Consider the following 9,106-nt stretch of genomic DNA (forward strand, 5'->3'; position numbering starts at 1 on the left):
CGTCAGCGACTGGCCATCTCCAGCACTTCAGCAACCGCCGGGAGTTCACGGTAGGCGCTTAGTTGTTGAACAGTCGGCGTGATCCGTTGCCGTGGACGCACGGACGCCACCCCGGCCGAGAGTTCCAAGGCAAGGCCGGTGGTACTCGCTGCCTGCTCTACCTCTCCGGCGGACAGGTAGGAGTCGGCCAGCCATGACAGGTACAGGCTTTTGTCGCGAGCGTGGGCGTCGTCGTAGTGGGCTAGCGCTTCCTCCAGAACAGGGACTGCTCGGAGTGGACGACGTAGCTCCGTCCAACAACGGCCGGTCATGATCTGGAGTTCATTTCGATCCACCCACGCTGCCCAGTCAGGTTGCGGCGTTCCATCATCCTCACTGAGCGCCACTTCGGCGGCGTTGAGCGCTCGCTCGGTCTCGCCGGCATTCCCCGCAACGGCGTAAGCCCATGCAAGACGCTCGTACAGCAACGCGCGGACCCCGGGCGGGGCGTCGGGGCCTGCGGTACGGCATGACCGTTCAGCAGTCTCTATTCCGGCTTGCCGGTCTCCGTTGATCTTTTGGTAAGCAAGGAAGGCAAGGGCATTTCCGGCGAGCGCCGTGTCTCCGGCATCCGTGGCGGTCTGGTAGCTGTCCTCGTACAGGCTGCTGGCGTCAGCGTCCTTGCCCCCGTCGAACGCTGCCCATCCGGCCTGCTGCGCCTGCTCTGCGAGCACGGACAACAGAGCGCGCCCTGTCTCCTCCGTGTAGCTCCGGTTTCGAATCAGGCTCTTGGTTGCCTGGTACTCGCCGAGGTACACGCGGTAGGTGTCGCCCCCGCCGAGGATGTCGTCGAGGCGGCGCAGGCGTGCCGTACGCATCCGTAGCTGGTCGGGAACGCTGCGGCCGATCCTGCGTCCTGTGTTGATCTGGTCGAGTTCGGGCAGGCTGGCCGCCAATCCGATTCCGACCGACGCCCTGAAAAACTCCCTGCGCCGCACTGCGTCGTCTCCGTCTCCGTCTCGGTCCGTGGCGTTGATGCGTGTGGGTGCGCTGGAAACGTGGCCGGTGGGCTCGGCTCTCTCCTCCCACTCACGGGGAGCAAGGCCGAGCAGGTGGCCAGGAATGCGTAAGGCATCGGCAATCTGCACGATCTTTTCGAAGGTGGTAACGCTGCCGACGCCGCGTGCCAGCGAACCAACGCGCTCCGGCTTGATGTCGCATTCAGCCGCGATCTTGGAGTAGCTGATCCCGGCTTCGCTGCGCGCGATACGGAACACGGTGCCGAAGTCGTGAGCTGTGATCGCGGTTCTCACGTCCGACCGCTCCAAGAGGTTGCGCGGTAGCGCTGTCGGCGGGTTGTACGCGGTCATACGCTGCCCCGTCACCCCTGCTGTTGAAAGAGCGCCGTATCGGCGTGAACGTCAGCGTACCCATGATGGGGGTACCCGGCGCGGGGAAGTCAGGTCGGTTGTCCCCCAGAAGAGTTGACGGCAAAGACCCCCGCAACCGCGCAAACGGTCCGGGGGCGTGGCCGACGCTTTTGGGAGCGCTGACATGTACCAAACTACCGCCCGTCTCGTCGAGTTGCTGATGCGGCTCTTGCTTCCCCCCGTGGGACGCCACCGGCGGGGAGGGCCGATCCCGCATCCGACACCGTCCACTCGGCGCCGACTGCTGCTCTGTCACTCCGCCCTACCGCCCGCCTTCACACCTGCCCCCGCCCTGCCTGAAGTGATCACCACGCCTGTTCGATCACGCCCGGAGGCTGCCCATCTGAGGTGGGAGCGTGCGGAGTCGCGGTTGCGGCGGGAGCGGCGTCGAGCCCTGTGGCTGGCCGTGCATGGGGTCGACATCGGGCCACGTGTCATTCACGGGGTGGCGGTCGCCCGGTGACGGCGGACAGAGTACGGCCGTTGGCGGTCGACGAGCTGCCCAGCGCTGACCCCAGCGCCGGTGACGCGGTGGTACGGCGGTGGGCTGATGACCCCTGTTGCGTCGGGCAGGCGCGGGCCGCACTACGTGAAGCTCTGACGGGCTGGGGGCTCTCGGCCGTCGAGGACTCCGCGCTGGTGATCCTCTCGGAGCTGCTGACCAATGCCGGCCGCCACGCCCGCGTACCAGGGCAGAGCGTCGAGACGCGCTTCCTCCGGATGCTCGGCGGGCTGCGCATCGAGGTGCACGACGGCTCCTGCGAGCTGCCGCGTCTGTCTACCCCCGATGGTGACCGGGACAGTGGGCGTGGGCTGTGGCTGGTTGATGCGCTTGCTGATCGGTGGGACGTGGGTGAACGCGCGGGGCTCGGCAAGGTCGTCTGGGCTGAGGTTTCGGCACCTGCTGTGGGCGGCGATCAGCGTGCTGGTTGAGCGTCGGATGATCGCGTTGCGGTTGCGGCGTGGGGACTGGGTGTGTGTTCGTGGCCGGTGGCATGAGGTTGTCGCCGTACGCGCGCACCGGTATGCGGCGGGCGGCCTGGTGCTGGTGCTCGTCTTCAACAGGGCGCCCGCAGTGCGGGTGTACGGCGCGGACATGATGGTGGTGAAGCGGTGAGCGGTGATGGGGCGGCGCGGGTCGGGGCGGTGCTGCGCTTTGTGGATTGGACGCTGAGCCTGGATGTCTCGGGCAGTGCGCCGATCAACGAGGTGGAGTGCACCACGTGTCATGAGGCGCCGGAGCCCGGTGAGCGGGGCGTCTTGGAGGAATGGTGTCTGCGGCACGCGGGCCGTACCCGGCATACCGGGTTCCGGGCCATCACGACCGCTTTCTTCCGTGCGACCTGTCACGAGTCGCTGCCGGAGGTTGCCGATGGGCGCGCGTAGGCGGGTGTCGTCACTGCTGTCGGCCGTGGACGCGGGCGGCTGGTGGTTGGCGGACCGGGGGCGCATCAGCCTGCGGTCCGCCGTGGATCGCGTGGATGAACGATGGTGCTGGTCCTGCCAATGGGCGCTCTGTCGCCTCGACCGCCCACCCGCCGCTCCGCCCGTCACCAAGCCCATGGACCGACTCATCCGGCATGAGAACGCCAACGCTGAATGGGAGTCGCTCGTGGCGCGGCTGACGCAGGACGCGGACGGAGGCCGGCCCTCTCCGCCCTAAAGGGTTCTCCCGTAACTGTCGGTCGCTGGTGAGACGATCTCTCCGTGGCTGGTGTGATCACGTTGGTGACGATCACTCGATCCCGAGGGGCCCTATGCCTAGGTCCTCACGCATGAGGCGACGCATCTGCGCCATGGCCGTGCGCCGCTGCGCTATCAGGGGCGCTTCCTCGGCGGAGCCGACAGCCACCCCCCGGGCGTAGGCGTCGCGCATCGCACGCAGGCTGTGAAACGCCTCGTTCCCCGCCGCCACGACCTGCGGAGGGCCCACGAGCCAGAGGCGTTCACTCGCTGTAGGGAGGCCGGTGCCACGGACGGCTTCCCGTACGGCGGCGTCACGTGCCGACTCGGACATGCGATCGCCCAAGGCGATGGCCCGTATCTCTTCACCTGCGGCTTTGAGGGCGGAAGCGAACTCGGTGTACACCTCGCGCCGTACCTCCAGCGCGTGCCTGGCCTCCTCCCGCTGCCACCGGTTGCGATCGGCAATCAGGGTGGCTGTGATGCCGATGACGGCACCGGTCAGTGTGGAGAGCAGGGGTATCCAGTCCATGTGCCGCAGTTTGTCTGAGCCAATGCGCCAGCACCAGTGGCGCTTGCTGCGGACGCAAGTGGTGACGGACGGCCAGGGCTCAGTTCGGGTTCATGCAGGTCGCGGGCTTGCGCCGCTCAGCGGTAGTCGGTGCGTGCTCGTGTCCTGATCTGTGGGAAGGCTGGCCCTGGGGACATGGTGGCGGCGTACGCGTGACGCGCAGTCTTGGGCCATGACCGACACCGCAGCCGGAATCGCCGTCCCCGGCACCAAGCTCGCCACCGCCGCCACCGAACTCGTCCGCGACACGACCACCGAGCTGATCTACCACCACTCCCGCAGGGTGTTCTGGTTCGGCAGCCTCCAGGGGCAGAACCGTGGCCTCAGCTTCGACCCCGAACTCCTCTACATCGGCGCCATGTTCCACGACCTCGGGCTCAATCAGGAGTTCCGCACCAGCCGCCGCCGCTTCGAGGTCGACAGCGCCGACGAGGCCCGCCGCTTCCTCCAGGGCCACGGCGTCCCCGAGGACAGCATCCGCCGCGTCTGGACGGCCATCGCCCTGCACACCACCCCCGGCATCCCCGAGTTCATGGAGCCGGAAGTCGCCCTCGTCACCGCCGGCGTGGAGTACGACGTACTCGGCATCGGCTACGACGACATCAGTTCCGAAGGCCGCGCCGCCATCACCGCCCTGCACCCCCGACCCGACTTCAAGAAGCGCATCCTCGCCGCCTTCGCCGAAGGCATCGCCCCCAAGCCGGACACCACCTTCGGCAACGTCAAGGCCGACGTACTGGCGCACTTCGTGCCCGGATACCGGCGCGGTGACTTCGTCGAGACGATTCGGAATTCCTCCCGGCCAGAGTAATCCCGAGTAGTCCCGAGTAGGGCCGGCCCAGGCGCTGATGGGAGACTGTGCGCGACCCGGGCGGCAGGCCCAGGAAGCCGGTGCGAATCCGGCACGGTCCCGCCACTGTGACCAGGCATCGCGATTGCCGTCGCCATGCCCGGAAGCCAGGAACTGACCTGCCGCCTTCTTCACCACCGACCAGGGGACGAGGAAATCCCCCGGAGGAGGCACCACCGTGTCCAGTCGTACTTGGCCTTCCCGCTGTGCCCTCATCGCAGCCGCCCTGCTCCCGCTCACCGCCTGCACCGCGGCCGGGGGACAGTCCGAGCCGGCAGCGAAAGCGGCCCCCGGTTTCCCGTACACCGTCACCAACTGCGGCGTGAAGACGACCTACAAGGCACCGCCCACCCGCGTCGTCACCATGAACCAGCACGTCACCGAGGTCATGCTGGAGCTCGGCCTCGCCAAGTCCCTCGCCGGGACCGCCTACCTCGACGACCAGGTGCTCCCCAAGTACGAGAAGGAGTACAAGGCCACCCCGGTGCTGGCCAAGGAGTACCCCTCGTACGAGAAGCTGCTCGCCGCCAACCCCGACTTCGTGTACGGCGGTTACGCCACCGCCTTCTCCGCCGGCGACGGCCGCAGCCGCGAGGCGCTGAAGAAGTCCGGCATCAACTCCCGCCTCAACATCGAATACTGCGCCGACGGCAAGACCTCGATGGACGCCCTCTACCAGGAGATCCGTGAGGTCGGCCGCACCTTCGGCGTCGCCGACCGCGCCGAGCGCTGGATCGACGCGGCCAAGGCCACCAACGCCGCCACCGGGAAGAAGGTGGCGGGCGTCGAACCCGTCTCCGTCTTCGTGTACGACGGCGGTGACAAGACCGCCTCCACCGTCGGCGGCGCGGGCATCGGCAACGAGATGATCAACCGCGCGGGCGGCAAGAACGTCTTCGCCCACCTCGCCAAGCCCTTCACCGACGCCTCCTGGGAAAGCGTCGTCGACCGCAAGCCCGAGACCATCGTCATCCTCGACTACGGCGGCACCACCGTCGCCCAGAAGAAGCAGCGCCTCCTCGACGATCCCGCCCTCGCCGACGTCCCCGCCGTGAAGAACAAGCGCTTCGCCGTCCTGCCCCTCTCCGACATGGTCCTCGGCGTACGCGCCCCCGCCGCCGTCGAGACCCTCGCGCGCCAACTCCACCCCGAGCTCAAGAAGTAGCGGGCGGGCGAGCGGCCATGAGCTGCAAGATCCCGGCCGCCCGCGGGCGGCTGCCGTACACCTTCCTCATCACCGCGCTCGCCGCCCTGCTCGCAGCGGCGGCGGTCGCGGGACTCGCCCTCGGCTCGGTACGCATCCCGGCGGGCCAGGTCCTCGGCATCGTCACCGGAACCGCCGAACCCGGCCCGTACCGCACGATCGTCCTCGACGTACGGCTGCCGCGCGTCCTGCTCGGCGCCGTCGTCGGCGCCGGGCTCGCTGTCATCGGCACCGTCCTCCAGGCCCTCGTACGCAACCGGCTCGCCGACCCCTTCCTCCTCGGCGTCTCCTCCGGAGCGTCGGTCGGCGCCGTCGGCGTCATCGTCCTGGGCATCGGCGCCGGCCTCGCCACCACCGTCACCATCCCGCTGGCCGCCTTCGCGGGCGCGCTCGGCTCGCTCGTCCTCGTATACGGACTCGCGCGCGGCGGCGGCGCCATGACGACCGGACGCCTCATCCTCGCCGGAGTCGCCGTCTCCTACATCCTGTCCGCCCTGACCAGCCTGATGATGGTCACCTCGGCCCGCGCCGACCACCTCCAGGAGATCCTCTACTGGACGCTCGGCAGCCTCGGCAGCGCCCGCTGGGACATGCTCGCGCTCCCCGCGACCGTCCTGACCCTCGGCACCGCCCTCCTCATCACCCTCGCCCGGCCGCTCGACCTCCTCCTGGTGGGGGAGGAGGGCGCCACCGTCCTCGGCCTCGACACCGGCCACTTCCGCGCCGCCGTCTTCGTGCTGGCCTCGCTGCTCACCGGCGTACTCGTCGCCTTCAGCGGCGCGATCGGCTTCGTCGGCCTGATGGTCCCGCACGCCGCCCGTATGGTCGTCGGCGCGGGACACCGCAGGCTGCTGCCCGTCGCCGCGCTCGGCGGGGCCCTCTTCCTGGTCCTGGCCGACCTGGCCGCCCGTACCGTCGCCGCGCCCCAGGACATCCCCGTCGGCGTACTCACCGCGCTCACCGGCGGCCCGTTCTTTCTCTGGCTGCTGCGCCGCCGACCGGAAGGAGCCCCGGAGTGACGACCCTGACCGCGCAAGACCTCTCGTACGGCATCGAAGGCCGCCACCTCGTCGACGAGGTCAGCCTGACCGCCGCCGACGGCGAGACCGTCGGCCTGGTCGGCCCCAACGGCAGCGGCAAGACGACCCTCCTGCGCTGCGTGTACGGAACCCTGCGCCCCACCCACGGCCGCGTCCTCCTCGACGGCGACGACCTGCACGCCATGAGTCCCAGGATGCGAGCCCGGCGCATCGCGACCGTCCCGCAGGACGGCGGCCAGGCCGGTTTCGAACTGACCGTCCGCGAGATCGTCGCCATGGGCAGGTCCCCGCACAAACGCTTCTGGGAACAGGACACGGAGACCGACGCCGAGCTCGTACGGGCGGCCCTCGACCGCGTCGGCATCGCGGACCTCGCGGACCGCGGCTTCCCGTCCCTCTCGGGCGGCGAACGCCAGCGGGCGCTGATGGCGCGCGCCCTGGTCCAGCAGCCGTCGCTCGTCGTACTCGACGAGCCGACCAACCACCTGGACATCCGCTACCAGCTGGAGATCCTCAGCCTCGTGCGCGACTTGGGCACCACCAACCTGCTCGCCCTGCACGACCTGAACCTCGCGGCGTACTACTGCGACCGCATCTACGTCCTGGACGGCGGCCGGGTCGTCACCTCAGGCCCCCCGAAGGAGGTCCTCACGGCCGACCTCCTGCACACGGTTTACGGGGTGTCCGCCGAGGTCAGCGCGCATCCGACGACCGGCGCACCGACTGTTGTCTACCTCCCGTGTCCACGCACCGAACGTTTTTCGACCACTATGTGAGATCACATACCGGGAAGTGGCCCGGGAATCTATACGATGACCGCATGGTTCCCCACGACGTGAGTGAGACGACGCCGAGCACCGTGCTGCTCGTAGCGCGCCTGCACGTCGACCTGTGCCGGCTCGCCAGCGCAATCTGTACGGCCCGAGCGGCCTGAGCCGCGGGCCGGTTCAGCACACGTACACGCTGTACACGCACACGCTTGCCCCTGCGCGGGGGACGAACTGCCGCGCGCCTTTCACGCCACCCTCCTGACAGGAGTCGAAAGCCATGGCCATCGAGGTCCGCATCCCGACCATCCTCCGCACCTACACCGACGGCGCCAAGGCCGTCGAGGGCAGCGGCGACACCCTCGCCGACCTCTTCGCGGACCTGGAAGCCCGCCACACCGGCATCCAGGAGCGCATTGTCGACGGTGGTCAGCTGCGCCGTTTCGTGAACGTCTACCTCAACGACGAGGACGTCCGCTTCCTCGACGGCATCTCCACCAAGCTCGCCGACGGCGACAGCGTCACCATCCTCCCGGCCGTCGCCGGCGGCATGGTCTGATGCGGTACGACTCCCCGCTGGCGGCGGTCGGCAACACGCCGCTCGTCCGCCTGCCGCGGCTGTCCCCGTCGGACGACGTCCGCATCTGGGCCAAGCTGGAGGACCGTAACCCCACCGGCTCGATCAAGGACCGCCCCGCGCTCCACATGGTCGAACAGGCGGAGAAGGACGGCCGGTTGACGCCCGGCTGCACGATCCTGGAGCCCACCAGCGGCAACACCGGCATCTCGCTCGCGATGGCGGCACGCCTCAAGGGCTACGACATCGTGTGCGTCATGCCGGAGAACACCTCCCAGGAGCGGCGCGACCTGCTCGCCATGTGGGGCGCGAAGATCATCTCGTCTCCGGCGGCGGGCGGTTCCAACACGGCGGTACGGGTCGCCAAGGAGCTCTCGGCGGAGAACCCCTCCTGGGTGATGCTCTACCAGTACGGCAACCCCGACAACGCGGGGGCGCACTACGCCACCACCGGTCCGGAGATCCTCACCGACCTCCCGACCATCACGCACTTCGTGGCGGGCCTCGGCACCACGGGCACGCTCATGGGCGTAGGCCGCTACCTGCGCGAACACGTCCCCGCCATCAAGATCGTCGCGGCCGAGCCGCGCTACGACGACCTGGTGTACGGCCTGCGCAACCTCGACGAGGGCTTCGTCCCCGAGCTGTACGACGCGTCCGTCCTGACCACGCGCTTCTCGGTCGGCTCGGCGGACGCGGTGACGCGTACGCGCGAACTCCTCCAGCAGGAAGGAATCTTCGCGGGCGTCTCGACGGGGGCGGCGCTGCACGCGGCGATCGGGGTGGGGAAGAAGGCGGTCGCGGCGGGGGAGCGGGCCGACATCGTGTTCGTCGTGGCCGACGGCGGCTGGAAGTACCTGTCGACGGGCGTGTACACCGCGCCGACCACCGAGGCGGCGATCGAAACCCTGCAGGGCCAGCTCTGGGCGTAAGGGGGACGCGGGCGGCCCTGCACGCCTGCGGCGGGGCTGCGACGGGTGCGACGCCTGCGGCGGGCCTTTCCCC

11 protein-coding genes and 1 riboswitch are annotated in these 9,106 nt (G+C 69.1%); of the genes, 9 read left to right on the forward strand and 2 right to left on the reverse strand.

The features are described from left to right. Nucleotides 1–2 precede the first annotated feature (2 nt). A complete protein-coding gene (locus J7E91_RS32075) occupies nt 3–1,349 on the reverse strand; it encodes an XRE family transcriptional regulator (RefSeq protein WP_214910405.1) in 1,347 nt (448 codons plus the stop codon). A 543-nt stretch (nt 1,350–1,892) separates the two neighbouring features. On the opposite strand from J7E91_RS32075, the gene J7E91_RS32080 reads away from it, so the two are divergent. Together J7E91_RS32080 and J7E91_RS32085 are read left to right on the forward strand one after the other, a co-directional pair. Then, a complete protein-coding gene (locus J7E91_RS32080) occupies nt 1,893–2,342 on the forward strand; it encodes an ATP-binding protein (RefSeq protein ID WP_251016572.1) in 450 nt (149 codons plus the stop codon). After that, nucleotides 2,332–2,526: a hypothetical protein gene (locus J7E91_RS32085; RefSeq protein WP_214910406.1), complete on the forward strand. Its 195-nt coding sequence runs from the start codon at nt 2,332–2,334 to the stop codon at nt 2,524–2,526. The genes J7E91_RS32080 and J7E91_RS32085 overlap by 11 nt, the downstream gene beginning before the upstream one ends. A 618-nt stretch (nt 2,527–3,144) precedes the next feature. Here the strand turns inward: J7E91_RS32085 and J7E91_RS32090 are convergent. Beyond that, a complete protein-coding gene (locus J7E91_RS32090) occupies nt 3,145–3,624 on the reverse strand; it encodes a hypothetical protein (RefSeq protein WP_251016573.1) in 480 nt (159 codons plus the stop codon). 211 nt (nt 3,625–3,835) lie between these two features. On the opposite strand from J7E91_RS32090, the gene J7E91_RS32095 reads away from it, so the two are divergent. From J7E91_RS32095 to J7E91_RS32120, 7 genes are all read left to right on the forward strand, one after another. Next, nucleotides 3,836–4,474, forward strand: a complete 639-nt coding sequence (locus tag J7E91_RS32095; RefSeq protein WP_214910407.1) for an HD domain-containing protein — start codon at nt 3,836–3,838, stop codon at nt 4,472–4,474. A 41-nt stretch (nt 4,475–4,515) separates the two neighbouring features. Beyond that, a riboswitch (cobalamin riboswitch) is annotated at nt 4,516–4,651 on the forward strand. A gap of 40 nt (nt 4,652–4,691) precedes the next feature. After that, nucleotides 4,692–5,678, forward strand: coding sequence for an ABC transporter substrate-binding protein (locus J7E91_RS32100; protein ID WP_214910408.1), 987 nt, complete (start codon nt 4,692–4,694; stop codon nt 5,676–5,678). Nucleotides 5,679–5,695: 17 nt separating this feature from the next. Then, a complete protein-coding gene (locus J7E91_RS32105; protein WP_214910409.1) occupies nt 5,696–6,736 on the forward strand; it encodes an iron ABC transporter permease in 1,041 nt (346 codons plus the stop codon). Then, complete coding sequence (locus J7E91_RS32110) at nt 6,733–7,533, forward strand: ABC transporter ATP-binding protein (protein WP_214910410.1); 801 nt, start codon at nt 6,733–6,735, stop codon at nt 7,531–7,533. The genes J7E91_RS32105 and J7E91_RS32110 overlap by 4 nt, the downstream gene beginning before the upstream one ends. Before the next feature lie 44 nt (nt 7,534–7,577). Beyond that, nucleotides 7,578–7,691, forward strand: a complete 114-nt coding sequence (locus tag J7E91_RS37445) for a putative leader peptide (protein WP_341860590.1) — start codon at nt 7,578–7,580, stop codon at nt 7,689–7,691. Between the two features lie 113 nt (nt 7,692–7,804). Further along, nucleotides 7,805–8,083, forward strand: coding sequence for a MoaD/ThiS family protein (locus tag J7E91_RS32115; RefSeq protein ID WP_214910411.1), 279 nt, complete (start codon nt 7,805–7,807; stop codon nt 8,081–8,083). After that, a complete protein-coding gene (locus tag J7E91_RS32120; protein ID WP_214910413.1) occupies nt 8,083–9,033 on the forward strand; it encodes a PLP-dependent cysteine synthase family protein in 951 nt (316 codons plus the stop codon). Before J7E91_RS32115 ends, J7E91_RS32120 begins: the two co-directional genes overlap by 1 nt. The last annotated feature ends 73 nt before the right edge of the window (nt 9,034–9,106 follow it).

Source organism: Streptomyces sp. ISL-99 (assembly GCF_018614005.1).
Lineage (GTDB): Bacteria > Actinomycetota > Actinomycetes > Streptomycetales > Streptomycetaceae > Streptomyces > Streptomyces flavidovirens.